This is a genomic window from Methylobacterium sp. J-077, assembly GCF_022829365.1.
Lineage (GTDB): Bacteria > Pseudomonadota > Alphaproteobacteria > Rhizobiales > Beijerinckiaceae > Methylobacterium.
This window is the reverse complement of sequence record NZ_JAKSYJ010000158.1, coordinates 1-19194: the sequence shown is the minus strand read 5'-3', so window position 1 is coordinate 19194 and position 19194 is coordinate 1. Positions and strand designations below refer to the sequence as shown.

At 71.0% G+C, this 19194-nt stretch carries 18 protein-coding genes; 7 read left to right on the top strand and 11 right to left on the bottom strand.

Annotated features, from left to right (window positions below; translation table 11 throughout):
* Nucleotides 1-10 precede the first annotated feature (10 nt).
* Genes ntrC through dusB form a run of 3 tightly spaced genes read right to left on the bottom strand, consistent with a single transcriptional unit; the run spans nucleotide 11 to nucleotide 3687 of the window.
* Nucleotides 11-1471: a nitrogen regulation protein NR(I) gene (ntrC, locus tag MKL11_RS19225; protein ID WP_147909200.1), complete on the bottom strand. Its 1461-nt coding sequence runs from the start codon at nucleotides 1469-1471 to the stop codon at nucleotides 11-13.
* Nucleotides 1472-1519: 48 nt separating this feature from the next.
* Nucleotides 1520-2668 (bottom strand): two-component system sensor histidine kinase NtrB, encoded by a 1149-nt coding sequence (locus MKL11_RS19220; RefSeq protein ID WP_243946377.1) that lies wholly within the window; start codon nucleotides 2666-2668, stop codon nucleotides 1520-1522.
* Nucleotides 2665-3687 (bottom strand): tRNA dihydrouridine synthase DusB, encoded by a 1023-nt coding sequence (gene dusB, locus MKL11_RS19215; RefSeq protein WP_243946374.1) that lies wholly within the window; start codon nucleotides 3685-3687, stop codon nucleotides 2665-2667. The genes MKL11_RS19220 and dusB overlap by 4 nt, the downstream gene beginning before the upstream one ends.
* Nucleotides 3688-3857: 170 nt before the next feature.
* On the opposite strand from dusB, the gene MKL11_RS19210 reads away from it, so the two are divergent.
* Nucleotides 3858-5189, top strand: coding sequence for a bifunctional 2-C-methyl-D-erythritol 4-phosphate cytidylyltransferase/2-C-methyl-D-erythritol 2,4-cyclodiphosphate synthase (locus MKL11_RS19210; protein WP_243946372.1), 1332 nt, complete (start codon nucleotides 3858-3860; stop codon nucleotides 5187-5189).
* Nucleotides 5190-5297: 108 nt separating this feature from the next.
* Here MKL11_RS19210 and MKL11_RS19205 read toward each other — a convergent pair whose 3' ends face one another.
* Nucleotides 5298-5696, bottom strand: coding sequence for an MAPEG family protein (locus MKL11_RS19205; protein WP_243946370.1), 399 nt, complete (start codon nucleotides 5694-5696; stop codon nucleotides 5298-5300).
* Between the two features lie 102 nt (nucleotides 5697-5798).
* Here MKL11_RS19205 and MKL11_RS19200 point away from each other — a divergent pair, with 102 nt between their 5' ends.
* A complete protein-coding gene (locus MKL11_RS19200) occupies nucleotides 5799-6296 on the top strand; it encodes a CinA family protein (protein WP_243946367.1) in 498 nt (165 codons plus the stop codon).
* 18 nt (nucleotides 6297-6314) lie between these two features.
* Nucleotides 6315-7532 carry an FAD-dependent oxidoreductase gene (locus MKL11_RS19195; RefSeq protein WP_243946365.1) on the top strand — a complete coding sequence of 406 codons (1218 nt, stop codon included), beginning with the start codon at nucleotides 6315-6317 and terminating at the stop codon, nucleotides 7530-7532.
* Between the two features lie 5 nt (nucleotides 7533-7537).
* On the opposite strand, the gene MKL11_RS19190 is transcribed toward MKL11_RS19195, so the two are convergent.
* The 7 genes from MKL11_RS19190 to MKL11_RS19160 all read right to left on the bottom strand — a co-directional run bounded on the left by MKL11_RS19190 (nucleotide 7538) and on the right by MKL11_RS19160 (nucleotide 14700).
* Nucleotides 7538-7993 (bottom strand): type II toxin-antitoxin system RatA family toxin, encoded by a 456-nt coding sequence (locus MKL11_RS19190; RefSeq protein WP_243946356.1) that lies wholly within the window; start codon nucleotides 7991-7993, stop codon nucleotides 7538-7540.
* A 16-nt stretch (nucleotides 7994-8009) separates the two neighbouring features.
* Nucleotides 8010-9005: a lipoyl synthase gene (gene lipA / locus MKL11_RS19185; RefSeq protein WP_243946345.1), complete on the bottom strand. Its 996-nt coding sequence runs from the start codon at nucleotides 9003-9005 to the stop codon at nucleotides 8010-8012.
* A 127-nt stretch (nucleotides 9006-9132) separates the two neighbouring features.
* Entirely contained in the window at nucleotides 9133-9864 is a 732-nt protein-coding gene (locus tag MKL11_RS19180) for an MIP/aquaporin family protein (protein ID WP_243946343.1), read from the bottom strand.
* A 199-nt stretch (nucleotides 9865-10063) separates the two neighbouring features.
* A complete protein-coding gene (gene glpK / locus MKL11_RS19175) occupies nucleotides 10064-11569 on the bottom strand; it encodes a glycerol kinase GlpK (protein WP_243946341.1) in 1506 nt (501 codons plus the stop codon).
* Nucleotides 11570-11625: 56 nt separating this feature from the next.
* On the bottom strand, nucleotides 11626-13158 hold the full coding sequence (glpD, locus tag MKL11_RS19170) for a glycerol-3-phosphate dehydrogenase (protein WP_243946339.1): 1533 nt from the start codon (nucleotides 13156-13158) through the stop codon (nucleotides 11626-11628).
* A gap of 85 nt (nucleotides 13159-13243) precedes the next feature.
* The gene (locus MKL11_RS19165; RefSeq protein ID WP_243946337.1) at nucleotides 13244-14059 is read right to left on the bottom strand and encodes a DeoR/GlpR family DNA-binding transcription regulator; all 816 of its coding nucleotides are present in this window, start codon (nucleotides 14057-14059) and stop codon (nucleotides 13244-13246) included.
* 398 nt (nucleotides 14060-14457) lie between these two features.
* Nucleotides 14458-14700: a hypothetical protein gene (locus MKL11_RS19160; protein WP_243946335.1), complete on the bottom strand. Its 243-nt coding sequence runs from the start codon at nucleotides 14698-14700 to the stop codon at nucleotides 14458-14460.
* 205 nt (nucleotides 14701-14905) lie between these two features.
* Here MKL11_RS19160 and MKL11_RS19155 point away from each other — a divergent pair, with 205 nt between their 5' ends.
* From MKL11_RS19155 to MKL11_RS19140, 4 genes are read left to right on the top strand one after another with little or no spacing between them, the layout of a single operon-like run.
* Nucleotides 14906-15400 carry a chemotaxis protein CheW gene (locus MKL11_RS19155; RefSeq protein ID WP_243946333.1) on the top strand — a complete coding sequence of 165 codons (495 nt, stop codon included), beginning with the start codon at nucleotides 14906-14908 and terminating at the stop codon, nucleotides 15398-15400.
* 7 nt (nucleotides 15401-15407) lie between these two features.
* Nucleotides 15408-16898 (top strand): CheR family methyltransferase, encoded by a 1491-nt coding sequence (locus tag MKL11_RS19150; protein ID WP_243946332.1) that lies wholly within the window; start codon nucleotides 15408-15410, stop codon nucleotides 16896-16898.
* Complete coding sequence (locus MKL11_RS19145; protein WP_243946330.1) at nucleotides 16898-17473, top strand: chemotaxis protein CheW; 576 nt, start codon at nucleotides 16898-16900, stop codon at nucleotides 17471-17473. Before MKL11_RS19150 ends, MKL11_RS19145 begins: the two co-directional genes overlap by 1 nt.
* A gap of 40 nt (nucleotides 17474-17513) precedes the next feature.
* Nucleotides 17514-19187, top strand: a complete 1674-nt coding sequence (locus tag MKL11_RS19140; RefSeq protein WP_243946328.1) for a methyl-accepting chemotaxis protein — start codon at nucleotides 17514-17516, stop codon at nucleotides 19185-19187.
* Nucleotides 19188-19194: the final 7 nt, after the last annotated feature.

The window sequence follows — 19194 nt, the reverse complement described above, 5'->3', positions numbered from 1 at the left end:
TTGGGGCTCTCTACCGCGCCGTCCGGAACACTTGCAGGTCGAGGTCGCGGACCTTCTTGCGCAGGGTGTTGCGGTTGACCCCCAGCAGCTCCGCCGCGCGGATCTGGTTGCCCCGCGTGGCGGCGAGCGCTGCGCCGATCAGCGGGCCTTCGATCTCCCGCAGGATCCGGTGATAGAGCCCGGGGGGCGGCAGCGTATCCCGGTAGCCGGAAAAATAATCCGACAGGTGGCGCTCCACCGCGCTGGACAGGGTCTCGGATTCGCCATTGGCCTTGCGGGCGCTGCCATTGGCCGAGGCCGGGGCGGCGAGCGGCAGGGTGTCGAGCTCGGCCTCGATCACCGGGCCGGTGATGGTCTCCTGCGGATAGAGCGCGGCCAGCCGCCGGACCAGATTCTCCAACTCGCGGACGTTGCCGGGCCAGCGGTAGCGCTTGAGCCGCTCCATGGCGTCGCCGTCGAGGGACTTGCGGGTCAGGCCCTCGCGCTCGACCAGCACGAAGAAGTGGCGGATCAGGTCCGGCACGTCCTCGGACCGCTCGCGCAGGGCCGGCAGCCGCAGCGGCACGACGTTGAGGCGGAAGAACAGGTCCTCGCGAAAAATGCCCTGCTGAATCGAGATCCGCAGGTCCTTGTTGGTCGCCGCGATGATCCGGACGTTGGTCTTGATCGGCACCCGGCCGCCGACCGTGGTGTACTCGCCCTGCTGGAGCACGCGCAGCAGCCGGGTCTGGGCCTCCATCGGCATGTCGCCGATCTCGTCGAGGAACAGCGTGCCGCCCTCGGCCTGCTCGAACCGGCCGGCCGAGCGCTGGAGCGCGCCGGTGAAGGCGCCCTTCTCGTGGCCGAACAGCTCGGACTCGATCAGGTCGCGCGGGATCGCGGCCATGTTGACCGGCACGAACGGGCCGGTGCGGCGGCGGCCGTAATCGTGCAGCGCACGGGCGACCAGCTCCTTGCCGGTGCCCGATTCGCCGGTGATCATCACGGTGAGGTCGGTTGGCATCAGCCGGGCGAGCGCCCGGTAGATCTCCTGCATGGCAGGCGAGCGCCCGACCAGCGGGATGTCCTCGTTGTCGGGCGGCGCGCCGGCCGCGGGCGCCCCGCGGGGACGCGACAGCGCGCGGCCGACGATGGCGATCAGCTCCTTCAGGTCGAAGGGTTTCGGCAGATATTCGTAGGCGCCCCGCTCGGAGGCGCGGATCGCCGTCATGAAGGTGTTCTGCGCGCTCATGACGATGATCGGCAGCTCCGGCCGCACCCGCTTGATCCGGGGCAGCAGGTCGAACACGTTTTCGTCGGGCATCACCACGTCGGTGATGACGAGGTCGCCCTCCCCTTGCGCGACCCAGCGCCAGAGCGTGGCGCAATTGCCCGTCGAGCGGACTTCATAGCCCGCCCGGGACAGTGCCTGATTCAGCACCGTGCGGATGGCGGCGTCGTCGTCGGCGACGATGATGTGGCCGTTCGGCATGACTCTCTACTCAGACCTCCGGCCGGGGGGCCGAAACACAAGACGATTTCAAGGGTCGACCGACGATTCGCGCCCGTCGCGGGCGCTCGACATCGGCAGAAGGATGCGGAACGTCGTGCGGCGGGGGGCGGGATCGCACTCGACGATGCCTCCGTGGTCGCCGACGATCTTGGCCACCAATGCAAGTCCGAGGCCGGAGCCCTGCGCCTTGGTGGTCACGAACGGGTCGAACAGGTCGGGCAGGAGATCGGCCGAGATGCCCGGCCCGTTGTCGCGGATCGCCACCTCGATCGGCAGGCTGACCCGCTCCCGCGAGCCCGGCACCTGCAGGCGCAGGCCGGTGCGGAACGCCGTGGACAGGGTGATCTCGCCCTCGACCGCATCGGGGCCGATCGCCTCGGCGGCGTTCTTCACGAGGTTCAGTATCACTTGGATCAGCTGGTCGCGGCTGCCGAGCACCGGCGGCAGCGACGGATCGTAGGTCTCGATGAACCGGATGTGACGGGCGAAGCCGCTCTGCGCCGAGCGCTTCACTTGGTCGAGCACCCCGTGGACGTTGACGGCGCCGCGATCGGCCGGGCGCTCGTCGCCGAACAGCTCCATCCGCTCCACGATGCGCACGATCCGATCGGATTCGTCGCAGATCAGCCGGGTCAGCACCCGGTCCTCCTCGGCGCCGGTGCTCTCCAGCAGCTGCGCGGCGCCGCGGATGCCGGCGAGCGGGTTCTTGATCTCGTGGGCCAGCATCGCGCCGAGCGCCACCATCGAACGGGCGGCGCCGCGGTGGGTGAGCTGGCGGTTCATCTTGTCGGCTATGGTGCGCTCCTGGAGCATCATCACCACGGCGTCGTCGTCGTCGGCGAGCGGCGTGGCGAACACGTCGACGCTGCGCTCCAGCCCGAGGCGCGGCTGGGACAGCTCGACCCGGTACTCGCTGACGCTGGCCCGTCGCCGCCGGACCTCGGCCACCAGGGCAATGATCGGCGACGCGAACGGGATGATATCACGCAGGCGGCGGCGCTGCATCAGGCGCGCGGAATAGTCGAAGAACGCCTCCGCGGCGTGGTTGCAGTGCAGGATCCGCTCGTCGCCGCCGATGGTCAGCACCGGCAGCGGCAGGGCGTTGAGCACGGCCTCCCCGGCTGGGGGGCGCTGGCTTCCGGTCGACGATTCGGGCTGGAAGGTGTCCTCGCTCACGCGGCCTCCCGGACCGGTTCGGCCGCCCCGAAGGCGCGGGCGAGGAGGGTCAGCGCCACCTCCGCATCGGTGGTGGTGAGGAGCGCGGCTCGCTCGGAAGGCTGGAGCGCTCCGCCGGTGTCGGCATAGGCGGCCAGGTGCTTGCGGGCGTGGCGCACGCCCATGTGGCGGCCATAGAGCGCCAGCAGACCGATATAATGCGCGGCCGCCATTTCAGCCTGCTCGGCCCGCGACGGCGCCGTTGGCGGACGGCCAGCCAGCGCCGCGGCCACCTGCCCGACCAGCCAGGGCCGCCCGGTGGCGGCGCGCCCGATCATCACACCCGCGGCGCCTGAGGCCGCCAGGCACGCCCGGGCGCTGGCGAGGTCGACCACGTCGCCGTTGGCGATCACCGGGATCGACACCGCCTCGACCACGGGGCGGATCGCGGCCCAGTCGGCTACGCCTTTGTAGAATTGCTGCCGGGTCCGCGCGTGGACGGTCACGGCGTTGAGCCCGAGCCGCTCGGCCCGGGTCGCGAGATCGACGGCGTTGCGGGTGGCGTCGTCCCAGCCCAGCCGCATCTTGACAGTGACCGGCACCGACACCGCCCCGCGTACGGCGGCGAGCAGGCGCTCGGCATGGTCGAGGTCGCGCATCAGGGCCGAGCCCGAGGCGATCCCGGTGACGATCTTGGCCGGACAGCCCATGTTCACATCGATCACGTCTGCGCCGCCGGCCTCGGCGAGCCGGGCGGCCTCGGCCATGGGCTCGGCCTCGCAGCCGGCGAGCTGGACCACGTGCAGGTCGACGCCGGAACCGTCCGCCCGCAGGGTCGCCTCGCCGGCGCCACGGGTGAATTCGCGCGCCGCTACCATCTCGGAGACCACCGCGTCGGCGCCGCAGCGCCGGGCGATCCGGCGCATATGCAGGTCGGTGACGCCGGACAGGGGCGCGAGCAGGCACAACGGAGCGGGGGATTCGCCCCCGCCCGCCGGTCGTCCGCTGCGCAGCGCGCTTAAATAATGATCAGTCGCCATTCTGCACAACATTGAGGCAAACGCGGTCCGCTGGCAAGCGGGGGCCGTGCGTTGATTTCGCGCCCTCCCCCGCTTAAACGACGGGCATCCTCACCGGCAGAGGTTCGGCAGCACGGCAGGCCCGCGCGCCCGCTGTCGCCCGCTTCCCGGATTCTACGAGTTCGCCGCCCATGCCCGCCACCGGCACGCCTGCCAACGGACCTGTCCATGCGGGTGCCGGTGTCGCCGCAGTGGTGGTTGCGGCCGGCCGCGGCATCCGCATTGGCGGCGGCACGCCCAAGCAGTACCGCCGGGTCGGCGGCCAGGCGGTCCTGACCCGCACGCTCGCGGCGCTGGCAGCGCAGGACGCGATCGACCGGATCCAGCCGGTGATCGCCGCCGACGCGGCGGAGTTTTTCGTCAGCTGCCTCGAAGAGCTCGCCCCCGAGCTCCGTGAAAAGATTGGCGCCCCCGTCGCGGGTGGGGCCACCCGCCAACTCTCGGTCCGCGCCGGGCTCGAAGCCCTGGCGGCCGGCGCGACGCCGGAGATCGTGCTGGTCCACGACGCCGCCCGCCCCTATGTCGACGCCGCGCTGATCGCCCGGGCGATCGCGGCCGGGCGCGACCATGGCGCCGCTGTGCCGGGCGTGCCGGTGACTGACACGGTCAAGCGCGTCGCCGAGATCGCCCCCGGCATCGGCCGGGTGCACGAGACCCCGCCTCGGGAGCACCTGCGCGCGGTCCAGACCCCCCAGGCCTTCGCCTTCGCGCCGCTGCTCGGCGCCCATCGCGACGCGGCCGCGCAGGGCCTCGACGGCTTCACCGATGACGGCGCCCTCGCCGAATGGGCGGGCTTGCCGGTGGTGGTGTTCGTCGGCGACATCGCCAACCGCAAGATCACCCAGCCCGCCGACCTGATCGAGGCGGACCGGGCCTTCGCGTCCGACCCAATTGACACGCCAGCGCCCGGAGCCCGCGCCATGACCGCCTACGTCACTCGCCTCGGCACCGGCTTCGACGTCCACGCCTTCACGTCCGGCGACCATGTCTGGCTCGGCGGCATCAAGATCCCGGCCGATCGCGGCGTGCTGGCCCATTCCGACGGCGACGTGGCGCTGCACGCGCTCACCGACGCGCTGCTCGGCGCCATCGCGGACGGCGATATCGGTACGCATTTCCCGCCCTCGGACGAGCGCTGGCGAGGCGCCTCCTCCGATCAGTTCCTGGCCCATGCCTGCGGGCTGGTCCGTGCCCGGGGCGGCCGGATCGATCATCTCGACATTACCGTGCTCGCCGAGGCGCCGCGGATCGGCCAGCACCGGGAGGCGATCCGCGCCCGCATCGCCGCCATCGCCGGCGTGCCGCTGACCGCCGTCTCGATCAAGGCGACCACCACGGAGAAGCTCGGCTTCGTCGGCCGCGCCGAGGGCCTCGCCGCCCAGGCCGCCGCCACGATCCGCCTGCCGGAGGAGGACGGCCCGGTGCTCGACGCCGAGGCCGAGACCGCGATGCGGCAGGGGTGAGGACGCCGACGCTTTCCCTCCCCCTCTGTGGGGGAGGGCGATGCGCTTGGGGGCGGCCTCTGCGCTCATCCGTCGATCACGGATGAAGGCTGATCCAAAAGAAGAAAATCAGGCCGTCCGCAGCAGCAATGCGATCGCCGCGATGGCGAGCACGGCCAGCGTCAGCAGGATGCCGCCGCCCCGGCAGGCGAACTGGCGGGCGGAGTTCGGCGCGGCGAACATGCCGATTGGGTGGAGGATGCGGCCGACCAGCAGGGCGATCAGCAGGCCCTGGACCAGTCCGTGGCTGCCGCCGCCGGCCTCCAGCAGGCCGACCAGGATCAGCGCCAGCGGCACGTATTCCGAAAAATTCGCGTGCGAGCGGACCCGCTTGAGCAGGGATTGGTCGCCGCCGTCGCCGAACAGGACGTTGTCGGAGACGCGCGATCCCATCACCCAGCCGGACAGGCCGAGATACACGAGGGCGAGCAGCGCGGCGTACAGGGCCGTGGTCGCGGGGAAGATCATCGGGTCAGGGTCTCCTGTTGGGGGCGGCCGGTCCTTGAGCCGGGGCCTACCTTGCGTCACAACACGAGATAGGGCGCTCCGGCCCAGGGCGAGCCGCGCGCGATGATCGACGACACGGAGCTTCTCCAACGCGCCGAGGCGCTGGTCGCGGCCTATGCGGCGGCCGGGCGGACGATCGTCACGGCCGAATCCTGCACCGGCGGCCTCGTGGCCGGGCTGCTCACCGCGGTGCCGGGCTCCTCGGCCGTGCTCGAGCGCGGCTACGTCACCTACTCGAACGAGGCCAAGGCGGAGGCGATCGGGGTTCCGATGGACCTGATCCGCCGGCACGGCGCCGTCAGCGAGGACGTGGCCCGGGCGATGGCCTGCGGGGCGCTGTCCGCCTCGCGCGCCGCGGTCGCGGTGGCGATCACCGGCATCGCCGGCCCCGGCGGCGGCAGTGCCGACAAGCCGGTCGGGCTGGTGCATTTCGGGCTGGCCCTGCGGGCGGGCGGCCGCCGCCATCTGGAGCGGCGCTACGGCGATCTTGGTCGTGGACAAATCCGCCGGGCGGCGGTCGCAGACGCGCTCGGCCTGCTCGAAGGGGCGCTCGTAGACTGATCCGGTGCGGAGGGCTCGATGGACGGCCTGAAGACCCAGCTCTGCATCGTCGGCGGCGGCCCGGCCGGGATGATGGCCGGCCTGCTCTTCGCCCGGGCCGGGATCGCCGTCACGGTGCTGGAGAAGCACGCGGATTTCCTGCGCGACTTCCGCGGCGATACGATCCACCCCTCCACCCTGGACCTGATGGACGAGCTGGGCCTCGCCGAGCGCTTCCGTGCCCTGCCCCAGCGGCGGGTCGAGACCTTTTCGGGCGTGGTGAACGGCCGGAGCTACCGGGTCGCCGATTTCAGCCGGCTGCCGACCCGCAACCGCTTCCTCTCCTTCATGCCGCAATGGGACTTCTTGGATTTTCTGGCCGGTGAGGCGGGGCACTATCCGGGTTTCCGGCTGATCCGCCGGACCGAGGCCCGCGATCTCATCGCGGCAGAGGGCCGGGTCGCGGGCGTGCGGGCCGAGGGGCCGGACGGGCCGGTCGAGATCCGGTCCGACCTCGTGCTCTGCGCGGACGGGCGGCACTCGGCGATGCGCGAGCACGCCGGCTTCGCACCCCGGGCCTTCGGGGCGCCGATCGACGTGCTGTGGTTCCGCCTGCCCCGCCGCGACGGCGACCCGGAGGCGGCGGCCGGCCGGTTCGGGCCGGGGCGCATCCTGATCACGCTGGACCGGGGCGACACCTGGCAATGCGCCTACGTGGTCCCGAAGGGAGGCGACGCGGCGCTCCGCGCCAGGGGCCTGCCGGCCTTCCGGGCGGCGGTGGCCGAGATCGCGCCGTTCCTGGCCGACCGCACCGATGCCATCGCCGATTGGGATGCGGTCAAGCTCCTGACCGTCACCGTCGACCGGCTCGCGCGCTGGCATCGTCCCGGCCTGCTCTGCATCGGCGATGCCGCCCACGCGATGTCGCCGGTGGGCGGGGTCGGCATCAACCTGGCGATCCAGGATGCGGTGGCGGCGGCCAACATCTTGGCCGGGCCCCTGCGGGCGGGGCCGGTCGCCGAGGCCGACCTCGCCCGCGTCCAGGCGCGGCGGCTCTTTCCGGTCCGGGCGACGCAGGCGCTGCAGCGGATGATCCAGGCCCGGGTGATCGCCGCCGCGCTCAAGGCCGACGAGCCGTTCAGGGCGCCGCTCGCCCTGCGCATCCTCGACGCGCTGCCGATGCTTCAGGTCCTGCCCGCCCGGATGATCGGGATGGGCGTGCGGCCGGAGCATGTCTTCGTGCCGGCCCGGGGCTGATGCGTTCAGGCGGTGCCGTACATCCGGTCCGCCCGGCCTTCGAAGGCGTCGGTGAACTTGCGGAAGGCGCGGTCGAACATCGTGCCCATCAGGAGGCCCAGCGTCCGGCTCTTGAACTCGTAGGTGATGAAGAAATCGACAGCGCAACCGCCGTTCGGCGCTTCCTTGAACGACCAGCGGTTCTCCAGGTGCCGGAACGGACCGTCGATATACTCGGCGACGATCCTGTGGTGGGCCGGATCGAGGCTGACCCGGGTGGTGAAGCGCTCGCGGATCGCCTTGTAGCCGACCCCCATCTCGGCGATCAGCACCTGCCCGCCCTCCGGCATATCCTGGCGGCGGATCACCCGCAGGGATTCGCACAGCGGCAGGAATTCCGGGTAGCGCTCCACATCGGCCACGAGATCGTACATCTGCTGCGGCGAATGCCGCACCGTACGGGTAACCCGGAAAGACGGCATTTCTGTTCCGACGTGCTCAGGCCGAGAGGGCGGGGGCGTGCGAGGACGCATGCTTGGCGAGCCGGGCCGCCTGAAGCTTGGCGAAATCCTCGCCGGCATGGTGCGACGAGCGGGTGAGCGGCGTGGCCGAGACCAGCAGGAAACCCTTGGCGTAGGCGGTGGTCTCGTAGGTCTTGAACTCGTCCGGCGGCACGAAGCGCACCACCTCGTGGTGCTTCTTCGACGGCTGCAGGTACTGGCCGATGGTGAGGAAGTCGACCTCGGCGGAGCGCAGGTCGTCCATGAGTTGGAGCACCTCGTTACGCTCCTCGCCGAGCCCGACCATGATGCCGGACTTGGTGAAGATCGTCGGGTCGAGCTCCTTCACCCGCTGCAGCAGGCGAACCGAGTGGAAGTAGCGGGCGCCGGGCCGCACCGTCAGGTACTTGGCCGGCACCGTCTCCAAGTTGTGGTTGAACACGTCGGGCTTGGCCGCGACCACGACCTCCAGGGCGCCGTCTTTGCGCAGGAAGTCGGGGGTGAGGATCTCCACCGTCGTGCCGGGGCTCGCCCGCCGGATCGCCGCGATGGTCCGGGCGAAATGCTGGGCGCCGCCGTCCTTCAGGTCGTCCCGGTCCACCGAGGTGATCACCACGTGGTTCAGGCCGAGCTTGGCCACCGAGTCGCCGATTTTTTCCGGCTCCAGGGCGTCGAGGGCGTCAGGCAGTCCGGTGCGGACGTTGCAGAAGGCGCAGGCCCGCGTGCAGGTGTCGCCCATGATCATGAAGGTGGCGTGCCGCTTCTCCCAGCACTCGCCGATATTCGGGCAGCCCGCTTCCTCACAGACCGTGACCAGGCCGTGCTCGCGCACGATCTTCTGGGTCTCGGTCCAGGCCTTGGAGCCGGGCGCCTTGACCCGGATCCAGTCCGGCTTCTTGGCCTGGACCGGCTGGTCCGGCCGGTGCGCCTTCTCGGGATGGCGCAGGCGCGCCGAGCGCGGATCGTTCTTCAGGATGTCGAGGACGATGGCCATGCCACACCGCGGGGAGGCGCCCGGGGGCGCGGTCGGTCAGTGGGACTGACTTAAGGCGCCCGGCCCCGCGCCGCAAACCGCCGCGACGCCGGGACGCCATGCGGCGGTTGAGGATACGGCGTTTCCGTCAGATCCCGAGGCCCCGCACCAGCAGCCCGGCCAGCACCGCCCCGATCACGGGGCCACCCACCGGGATCAGCGCGTAGCCCCAGTCCGAGGAGCCCTTGCCGGCGATCGGCAGCACGGCGTGGGCGAGGCGCGGCCCGAGGTCGCGGGCGGGGTTGATGGCGTAGCCGGTGGTGCCGCCGAGCGAGAGGCCGACGCCCCAGACCAGCATGCCGACCATGTAGGGCGCGACCCCGCGCGGGATCGCCCCGGAGGCGCCCAGCGTGTTGGTCACTAGCGCCGAGATGGTCAGGATCAGGAAAAAGGTCGCGATGATCTCCGAGGTCCAGTTGGCCTTGGCGTCCCGGATCGCCGGCCCGGTGCAGAAGCAGGCGAGCTTGAGGTCCTGCTCAGGCGTGGCCGCCCAGTGCGGCAGGTAGTGCAGCCAGACGATGGCCGCGCCCACGAAGGCGCCGAGCATCTGCGCCGGCACGTAGACCGAGAGCTTGGAAAAATCCCCGGAGCTGACGGCGCCCGCCACGGTCACGGCGGGATTGAGATGCGCGTCGGGACTGCCGGTCGCCGTGGCGACGAAGATCCCGGCCAGCACCCCGAAGGCCCAGCCGGCGGTGATCGCGATCCAGCCGGCATTCTCGGCCTTGGAGCGCTTGAGCAGGGCGCCGGCGACGACGCCGTCGCCGAGCACGATCAGCGTCATCGTGCCGAGGAATTCGCCCAGGAATGGTGAGGTCATCGTCCAGTCTCCCCCGTCGTCTTGTGGCGATCGTCTTCTTGTTCGGAACGTATCGCCGTGTAGGCTCAGAAAAAGTCATGGTTTCAAAAGGTAATCGACCTTTTGCGGGTGCAGGGCAGAGCCTTGCTATCGTCGGGGGGCTCCGCCCCCGAACCCCGCCAAAGGGCTGGAGCCCTTTGGAGACCCGGGATTGGCTCGCTCAATCCTCGTCGAGCTTCCAGTCGAAGGAGCGCTGCACCGCCCGGCCCCAGGCGGCGGCGATCTTCTCGCGTTGGCCGGCATCCATCTTCGGGGTCCAGCGCTTGTCGACGCCCCAGTTGCGCTTGAGGTCGTCGAGGCCCTTCCAGTAGCCGACCGCCAGGCCGGCCGCGTAGGCGGCGCCGAGCGCTGTGGTCTCGGAGACCTTCGGGCGCACCACCGGCACGTCGAGCATGTCGGCCTGGAACTGCATCAGCGTATTGTTGGCGACCATGCCGCCGTCGGCCCGCAGCTCCTTGACCGGGATGCCGGAATCCTGGGCCATCGCCTGCAGCACCTCGTGGGTCTGGAAGGCGGTCGCCTCAAGCACCGAGCGGGCGATGTGGCCACGGTTGACGTAGCGGGTCAGGCCGATGATCAGCCCGCGGGCGCCCTCGTTCCAGTGCGGCGCGTAGAGGCCCGAGAAGGCCGGCACGAAGTAGACGCCGCCATTGTCCTCGACCGTGGTGGCCAGCGTCTCGACCTCGGCCGAGTCCTTGATCATGTGGAGGTTGTCGCGCAGCCACTGCACCAGGGCCCCGGTGATGGCGATCGAGCCTTCCAGCGCGTAGGCCGGCTTCTCGCCGTCGAGGCGGTAGGCCAGGGTCGTGATGAGGCCGGCCTTGGACGGGATCGGCGTCTCGCCGGTGTTCATCAGCGCGAAGCAGCCGGTGCCGTAGGTGTTCTTGGCCTCGCCGGGACTGAAGCAGGTCTGCCCGAACAGGGCCGCCTGCTGGTCGCCCAGGATGCCGGCGATCGGCACGCCGGCGAACGGCGCCTTGGTCTCGCCGTAGACCTCGCTCGACGAGACGATCCGGGGCAGCATCGCCTTTGGGATGCCGAAGGTCGCCAGCATGCCGTCGTCCCAGTCCAGGGTCTTCAGCGACATCAACTGCGTGCGGCTGGCATTGGTCACGTCGGTGACGTGGAGGCCGCCCTCGGCGCCGCCGGTGAGGTTCCAGACCAGCCAGGTATCGATATTGCCGAACAGCACGTCGCCGGCCTCGGCCCGCTCGCGGGCGCCCTCCACATGGTCCAGAAGCCACCGCAGCTTGAGACCCGAAAAATAACTCGCCAGCGGCAGGCCGGTCAGGTCGCGGAACCGGTCGCGGCCGCCGTCCCGGGCGAATTCGGAGACCAGCCGGTCGTTGCGGGTATCCTGCCAGACCAGGGCATTGTGCAGCGGCTTGCCGGTGCGCCGGTCCCAGATCAGCGTGGTCTCGCGCTGGTTGGTGATGCCGATGGCCGCCAAGTCGATGGGCTGGAGGCCGGCCTTGTCCAGGGCCTCGCGCATCACGCCCTGCGTCCTGGTCCAGATCTCGGCGGCGTCGTGCTCGACATGGCCGGGGGCCGGATAGATCTGCGCGTGCTCGGCCTGGGCCAGCGCGATGACGCTGCCCTCGCGATCGAACACCATGAAGCGACTGCTCGTGGTGCCTTGGTCGATGGCCCCGACGTAACGGCTCATCGTTCCCTCCCTCGGTTAGGCCCGACCGGTCTCGCGCCGGCTCGGGTTCGGTACAATCATGCGGCCTCGGCCTTGCGGTCGAGGTAGGCGTTGAGCCGCGCGGCGCTCTCCGGGCCGGTGCGCAGGCCGAGCTTCGAGCGGCGCCAGAGGATGTCCTCGGCGGTGACCGCCCATTCCTTGGCGCGCAGGTAATCGACCTCGGCCCCCGTGAGGCCGCCGTCGAACACCTCGCCGAGATCGGCCATGGAGCGCGCGGTCCCGACGATCTCGCGGGCGCGTGTGCCGTAGGCGCGAGCCAGGCGCCGCGCCGTCTCGGCCGGCAGGAACGGCTTGTCCGCCTGGAACTCGGCGAGGAACCGGTCGAAATCGGCATCCTTCATGGCGCCGCCGGGCAGCAATGAATCGCCGGTCCAGGCTCCCTTGAGGCCCGGGAAGAACGGCTTGAGCTTCTCGATCGCGTGCTCGGCCAAGCGCCGGTAGGTCGTGATCTTGCCGCCGAACACCGACAGCACCGCCGCCTTCCCGCCCTGGTCCTCCACATCGAGCACGTAGTCGCGGGTCACCGCGGAGGCGTTCTCGGCCGCGTCGTCGTAGAGCGGGCGCACGCCGGAATAGTTCCAGACCACGTCGGCCGGGGTGATGCGGGTGTCGAAGGAGCGGTTGATGCAGCCGCAGAGGTAGTCGGTCTCCTCGGGTGAGATCGAGACCGGCCCGGGCTCGCCGTCATAGGGCACGTCGGTGGTGCCGATCAGCGTGAAGTCGCGCTCGTAGGGGATTGCGAAGATGATCCGCTTGTCGGGCTGCTGCAGGATGTAGGCCTGGTCCCCCGGGAACAGGCGCTTCACCACGATGTGGCTGCCCTTGATCAGGCGGACCGCGGCGCGGCTGTTGATGCCCAGCGTGCCGCCGAGCGTCGCGCTCACCCACGGGCCGGCGGCGTTGACCACCGCCTTCGCCCGGACATTGTGTTCGGCACCGGTGCGCTCATCGCGCAAAGTGGCGACCCAACCGTCGCCTTCGCGCCGCGCCGAGACCACGCCGGTGCGGGTCAGCACCGTGGCGCCGCGCTCGCGGGCATCCATGGCGTTGAGCACGACGAGGCGACTGTCCTCGACCCAGCAGTCGGAATAGACGAAGCCCTTGGTCAACCGCTTCTGCAGGGGCGCGCCGAACGGGGACTTGCGCAGGTCCACCGAGGTCGAGCCCGGCAGCGTCCGCAGCCGCGCGAGATGGTCGTACAGGAACAGGCCGAGCCGCAGCATCCAGGCCGGGCGCAGGCCCTCGTCGTGGGGCAGTACGAAGCGGAGGGGCCAGATCACGTGAGGGGCTTGGCGCAGCAACCGCTCGCGCTCGGCCAGGGCTTCGCGGACAAGGCGGAACTCGTAATACTCGAGGTAGCGCAGGCCGCCGTGGATCAGCTTCGTCGAGGACGAGGAGGTGAAGCCGGCTAGGTCCCCGCGCTCGGCCAGCAGGACCGCCAGGCCGCGGCCCGCCGCATCGCGCGCGATCCCGGTGCCGTTGATGCCGCCGCCGATGACCAAAAGGTCGTAGGCGTCGGACGGCTCGCGCTGGCGCGTTGCAGCCGGCATTGTTCCTCCTCTCCCGCCCTGAATGGCGAGTTGAGGACATATTGAACCCGGTGAGGATTTTCGCAAGCGAAAAAACGCATGTTCGTTACAGTTCGTCGTCGGCCACCGCCAGAGTGACGCCCTGGCGCTCGATCAGGGCGACGAAGTCCGGGGGCGGCAGCCGATCGGTGAAGAACGTGTCGATCTGGTCCAGCCGACCGACCTGCACCATCGGGCGGCGGGTGAACTTGGTATGATCGGCCACCAGGAAGGTCTTGCGGGCATGGGCCAGGATGGTCTGCGTCGCCCGGACCTCCTCGTAATCGTAGTCGAGAAGCGCGCCGTCGGCATCGATACCGCTGATGCCGATCACCGCCACGTCGACCCGGAACTGGCTGAGCGTGTCGCAGGTGAGCTGTCCGAGCACCGCGCCGTCGCGGTTGCGCACGGTGCCCCCCGCCACGACGATGTGGAATTCCGTGGCCTCGGCGAGCGACAGCGCCACGTTGAGGTTGTTGGTGATGACGCTGAGGTCGTCGTGCCGGGTCAGCTCCCGGGCCACGGCCTCGGGTGTGGTGCCGATATTGACGAAGACCGAGCAGTGCGACGGAATCCGGCTCGCCGCGAGCCGGCCGATCCGGGTTTTTTCGGGCAGCAGGGTCACCCGGCGGTCGGCATAGTCGATGTTCTCGACGCTGGACGGCAAGCCGCCCCCGCCCCGGTAGCGCTCCAGCCGTCCCTCGGCGCTCAGCTCGTTCAGATCGCGCCGAATCGTCTGGACGGTGACGCCGAACTGCGCGGCCAGCGCCTCGATGGTGACGAAGCCCCGCTGGCGCACCGACGCCACGATGGCGCTGCGCCGCCCCTCGACCCCGGTCACCTCGACCCTGTCCTCGGATCTCCGGTCGAGCGGTCGTGACATCAGGACTCCTGGCGTTTTCTCGCGCCACTTTACGGGCGCGGATGTTCGTTTGCGAACATCTTACGGGTGCGGCGGGTTTCGCGAGAGAGTGAACCGATGGGGGCGGTGGGGCAACCGGATGGGGCGCGCAAAGGATTGGAACCGCACAGGTGGCGGCCTTGGCAGCGTCTTCGACTTGTGCAGGCCGTCGGACTCACACGATGCTGGACGTGGCACGGGTTCCCTCTCCCGCACGGGAGAGGAGGCGCGTCGCGACCTGCAAAACCGATTGTGCGACCATCGTAGCCCGCCTCGACCGGATCGGCACCACGACCGAAAACCCCACAAAAAAGGCCTGCCGCGGATGCGACAGGCCTGATCGTCACGGTGATGCCGCGCTGCGGCGTTCCCCGAACCGATCACATCTGGTGGTGACGCATCCGGCGGTGATGCTTCATCATCCGCTTGTGCTTCATGCGCTTGTGCATCATCGGGGCCGGGGCCGCGCCCCGCTCCATGGTGGCGGCTTCACCGGCGCGCTCCATGCCGCCGCGGGGACCGCCGGCCTGGGAACCGGAATTGTTGTAGGGCGCGTTGCCCTGGGCGTAGGCGGAGCCCGCGAGCAGCGTCAGCGAGGCGGCGGCCAACAGCAATTTCTTCATGATCGGATCCTGGCTTCAAGACAGTCGCAGGCGAGGCGTCGCCCGTCGTCTGGAGCGGTGCCGCTGCGTTGGAAAATAAGCGGCTGAGAGGAGACTTGGTTCCCCGGATCCGCGATTCGGAGGTGGATGATTGCTTGCCGGGATCCGAAAGCCTATCTCGCGACCTATCCCGGCTCGGCCGCGATGCGTTCAGGAGGGGGCGGCCTTGGCCAGCAGCGGTTCGGCCTATCTGCTCCTCGACGTCGCCGGCACGCCCTGCGCCCTGCCCCGCGCGGCCGTCTCCGAGATCCTGCCGTTGCCGGATCTGCACAATCCCCCAGCAACCGGCGGCTGGCTGGCCGGCTTCCTCAACCTCGGCGGCGCGCCGATCCCGGTGATCGATCTGGCGCCGCTGCTCGGCCTGCGCCCGGCCGCCACGGAGCCGGGCCTCTACGCGCATCTGGTGCTCACCCGGGACGACGCCGTCGCTTACCTGGTCGACCGCGCCGCCGATCTGGTGATCGTGCCCGATTCCGCGATCCGGCCAGCCAAGGAGGTCGGGACCCTCAACGGCTGCGTGGCCGCCGAGCTCGTGATCGGCGACCGGCTCGTCCACGCCCTTGCCCCCGACGGCCTGTTGACCGCCCAGGAGCGGGCCCGGGTCGCGGCGCTGACGCGGGCTGCCGCCGAGCGCCTGGCCGCCCTGCCGCCCTCCGCCTGATCCCACGATGCGGCGCCCCGTTCCTCCCCGCCCCGATCCGGGCGCCGACCCGGCCTATGCCGATCTCAAGGCGCGGATCATCGCCCGCACCGGCCACCACTATTACATCGACAAGGACGAGCTCCTGATCGAGCGCCTGCGCCGGCGCTTCCGGGCCAATGCGCTCGCCGACTGCACCGCCTACGCCGCGCTCCTGGCCGACCGGTCCCGAGGCGAGGGGGAATGGTCCCAGCTCGAGGCCGAGATCACCGTCGGCGAGACCTTCTTCTTCCGCTATGCTGAGCAGTTCCAGGCCCTGCGTGAGACGATCCTGCCGGCCCTGATCGCGGCGCGCAGCCTCGACCGCACCCTGCGGATCTGGAGCGCCGGCTGCTCCACCGGCGCCGAGCCCTATTCCCTGGCGATCCTGGTCCGCGAGGCCCTGGGCGACGCCCTGCCCGACTGGCGGGTCGCGATCCTCGGCACCGACATCAGCGTCGAGGCGCTCGCGACCGCCCGGGCGGCCGAGTACGGGCGCTGGGCGCTCCGCACCATGCCGCCGGAGGAGAGGCTGCGCTATTTCACGCGCCTGCCCCCCGCCCCCGGGATCCGCCGCGAGGGCGGCTACGCCCTGCGGCCGGAATTCCGCGCGCTGGTCCGGTTCGAGCGCGGCAACCTGCTCAGCCTGGTCGAGCCCAAGAGCCCGCCGGGCGAGGGCTTCGACTTGGTCCTGTGCCGCAACGTGCTGATCTATTTCGAGGCCGAGACGGTGGCCGCGGTGGTGCGCGGCCTCGGCCGAAAACTCCGGCCGGACGGCTGGCTGCTGCTCGGCCATGCCGAGCCGAACCTGACCTTCTCGGGGTTCCTCGATCCGGTCAGCCTGCCCGGCACCGTGGCCTACCGCCGCCTCGGCGACGCGGCTTCACCGGCGCCGCGGCCGGCCTCCCCGGCCGTCGAGCCGGGGCCGGCGCCGCGCGTCCGGGCCGTGGAAGAGCCCTGCACGGCGCTCGAGACCGTCGTCGCGACCCTGGCCCAGCCGCGCGCTCCGGCGGCCGACGCGCTTCCGCCGGCCGAGGTGGCGCCCGCCGACGCGCCGGACGGCGACCTCGCGCAGATCCGCACGCTCGCCGATTCCGGGGAGACCGGCGCCGCCTGGCGGCTGCTGCGCGGCGCCCTCACCCGCGACCCGACCGATCCGGCCCTGCGCTTCTACGAGGGCCTGCTCGCCCGCACGCTGGGCCGGGACGCCGAGGCCGAGCGGGCGCTGCGGGCGGCGCTCTACCTCGACCGGGGCTTCGTGATGGCGCACTACCATCTCGGCCTGCTGCTGATCGGGCTCGGCCGTCCCGGCGAGGCGGCCCGGGCCCTCGACAATGCCATCGCGCTCAGCCAAGCGCTGGGGCCGAACACGCTGCTGCTCGAGGGCGACGGCGCGGCGGCCGGCGAGATCGCCGCCGGGGCGGCCGCGGCCCGCGCCGGGCTCGGGCCCTATCGCAGCGCAGACACCGGGAGTTCCTGATGGACGCGCGCCAGAGCGCACCGCAGCACGGCGCCCGGCCCGGGACCGCGCGGGACATCCGGGCCGCGCGCGCCGCGTCCCTGGCGCGCCGGAGCGCCGCCGCGGCGGGCGCGGAGATCGGGATCGACCACCTCGTCTGCGAATGCGGGTCCGAGCGTTACGGCATCCCTCTCGCCGCAGTCGCGCAGGTCCTGCCGATGCGCCCGTGCACGCCGATGCCCGGAGCGGTGCCGGCTTTGCTCGGCCTGATCGCCCTGTCGGGCCGGATCGTCGGCGTCGTCGGCCTCGCCCGGGCGCTCGGCCGGCCGGAAGCCCCGCCCGAGGGCGAGAGCGGGGGAGGCCATCTGGTCGTGCTGCGCGGCACCCAGCCGCAAGCCGTCGCCCTGGCGGTCGACCGGGTGCTGGGGATCGCCGCCGCCCCGGGACCCTCCGCCGCAGGGATCGCGGAGGATGCCGATCCCACCGGGTTGGGCAACGCGGCCGCTTCGGGGTATGCCCCCGCTTCGGTCCGCGACGGCCGACCGGATTTCGTCGTCGTCGACCTCTCCCGCCTCCTGCGCCGCGTGCTGCCCTAAATTCCGTCCGCGCGCCCCTCCACCGGAGTCAGCCCCGACCGTGACGTTCTCGATCGGAAGACGCATCCTCCTCGGCTTCGTCGCCGTCACGGTGGTGATCGTGGCGCTCGGCTTCTACGCGCTGGAACAGATCGGGGCGGTGCGCGACACCACCGACGCCATCGTCCGCCGCGATATGGCGGTGCTGCGCCAGCTCGACGACCTCGGCAATGAGGCCCGGGACCTCGGGCTCCTGCGCCGCAACGCCGTCATCGCGATGCTGTCGCAAGCGCAAGGACGGCCGGCGCGCGCCGAGGACACCGTGGCGGCCTGGCGCCGGACCGCCGCCCAGGTCGAGAGCGGCCTCGCCGCCACCATGCAGCTCGCCGGCACGTACCGGACGCAATCGATCACCGCCGAGCGCAACGCCGCCTGGGACCGGATCGCCACGGCGGCGGCCGAGGTGCAGCGCTCCTTCCGGGAGGTCCGGACCGTGAGCGAGGCGCAATTCGCCGCCATCGCCCAGCAGGATCTCGCCGCCGTCGAGGCGCGCAACGACGAGATCGGCCGTCTGCAGGCGCCGTTCCTCGGCGGCATCACCAACCTCCGCACCCTGCTCGACGGCAGTATGGCCCTGGGGCAGCGCGCCGCCCACGAGGTCTACGAGCGCTCGCGCCTGTCGATCTACCTGACGCTCGCCGCCGCGGTGCTGCTGGCGATGCTCGTCACCTGGCTGATCCGCCGGGCGGTGGTGCGCCCGCTGGAGACGGTGATGGCCTTCGTCGAGCGGGTCGGCGACGGCGACCTCTCGGGCAAGCTCGCCATGCAGGGCGGAGACGAGATCGCCAATCTCGGGCGGACGCTGGACGCCATGGTCGACAACCTCTCCGACCTCGCCCGGACCAACCGGGCCGCGACCTCGGACCTCAACGCCGCCGCCGCCGAGATCCGCGCCTCGGCCCAGCAGCAGGCGGCCTCGGTCGAGGAGCAGTTCGCCGCCGTGCAGGAGACCGCCGCCACCGTCGACGAGATCACCCATTCCGGCGCCCAGATCGGCAAGCGCGCCACCGAGGTGATCGCCACCGCCCAGGCCACCGCCCAGACCTCGCGCCAGGGCCTGCGCGCGGTCTCCGACACCGCCAAGGCCATGGACGCGATCCGCGAGCAGGCCGAGGCGGTCGCCGGCAACATCGTCAGCCTGTCGGAGAAGACCCAGACGATCGGCGACATCATCGAGACGGTCAACGACATCTCGGAGCGCACCCATCTGCTCGCGCTCAACGCCGCCATCGAGGCGGCCGCGGCCGGCGAGAGCGGGCGCAGCTTCGCCGTGGTCGCCTCCGAGATGAAGCTCTTGGCCGACCAGGCCAAGGCGGCCACCGGCCAGATCCGGGGGCTCCTGGGGGAGATCCAGCGAGGCATCAACACCTCGGTGATGCTCACCGAGGAGGCGGTCAAGCGCGCGGCGGCCGGCAAGACCCGCTCGGACACGACCCAGCGGACGATCGAGGAGATCACGGCGCGGGTGGAGGAGAACGTGCAGACGTTCCAGCAGATCGTGGCCTCGACCAACCAGCAGCAGCTCGGGATCGAGCAGGTGATGGGGGCGCTGCAGAACATCCGCCAGGCCAGCCAGCAGACCGCGGCCGGCACCCGCCAGGTCGAGGCGGCGTCCGCCAACCTCACCGACCTCGCCCAGGCGCTCATGGCCCTGGCCGAACGCTACCGGCACTGAGGGCGGG

Bases quoted from the DNA above. Each gene is read 5' to 3' on its own strand.
- ntrC (WP_147909200.1), bottom strand. From the start codon at position 1,471: ATGCCGAACGGCCACATCATCGTCGCCGACGACGACGCCGCCATCCGC.
- dusB (WP_243946374.1), bottom strand. From the start codon at position 3,687: ATGGCGACTGATCATTATTTAAGCGCGCTGCGCAGCGGACGACCGGCG.
- MKL11_RS19210 (WP_243946372.1), top strand. From the start codon at position 3,858: ATGCCCGCCACCGGCACGCCTGCCAACGGACCTGTCCATGCGGGTGCC.
- MKL11_RS19205 (WP_243946370.1), bottom strand. From the start codon at position 5,696: ATGATCTTCCCCGCGACCACGGCCCTGTACGCCGCGCTGCTCGCCCTC.
- MKL11_RS19200 (WP_243946367.1), top strand. From the start codon at position 5,799: ATGATCGACGACACGGAGCTTCTCCAACGCGCCGAGGCGCTGGTCGCG.
- MKL11_RS19195 (WP_243946365.1), top strand. From the start codon at position 6,315: ATGGACGGCCTGAAGACCCAGCTCTGCATCGTCGGCGGCGGCCCGGCC.
- MKL11_RS19190 (WP_243946356.1), bottom strand. From the start codon at position 7,993: ATGCCGTCTTTCCGGGTTACCCGTACGGTGCGGCATTCGCCGCAGCAG.
- lipA (WP_243946345.1), bottom strand. From the start codon at position 9,005: ATGGCCATCGTCCTCGACATCCTGAAGAACGATCCGCGCTCGGCGCGC.
- MKL11_RS19180 (WP_243946343.1), bottom strand. From the start codon at position 9,864: ATGACCTCACCATTCCTGGGCGAATTCCTCGGCACGATGACGCTGATC.
- glpK (WP_243946341.1), bottom strand. From the start codon at position 11,569: ATGAGCCGTTACGTCGGGGCCATCGACCAAGGCACCACGAGCAGTCGC.
- glpD (WP_243946339.1), bottom strand. From the start codon at position 13,158: ATGCCGGCTGCAACGCGCCAGCGCGAGCCGTCCGACGCCTACGACCTT.
- MKL11_RS19165 (WP_243946337.1), bottom strand. From the start codon at position 14,059: ATGTCACGACCGCTCGACCGGAGATCCGAGGACAGGGTCGAGGTGACC.
- MKL11_RS19160 (WP_243946335.1), bottom strand. From the start codon at position 14,700: ATGAAGAAATTGCTGTTGGCCGCCGCCTCGCTGACGCTGCTCGCGGGC.
- MKL11_RS19150 (WP_243946332.1), top strand. From the start codon at position 15,408: ATGCGGCGCCCCGTTCCTCCCCGCCCCGATCCGGGCGCCGACCCGGCC.
- MKL11_RS19145 (WP_243946330.1), top strand. From the start codon at position 16,898: ATGGACGCGCGCCAGAGCGCACCGCAGCACGGCGCCCGGCCCGGGACC.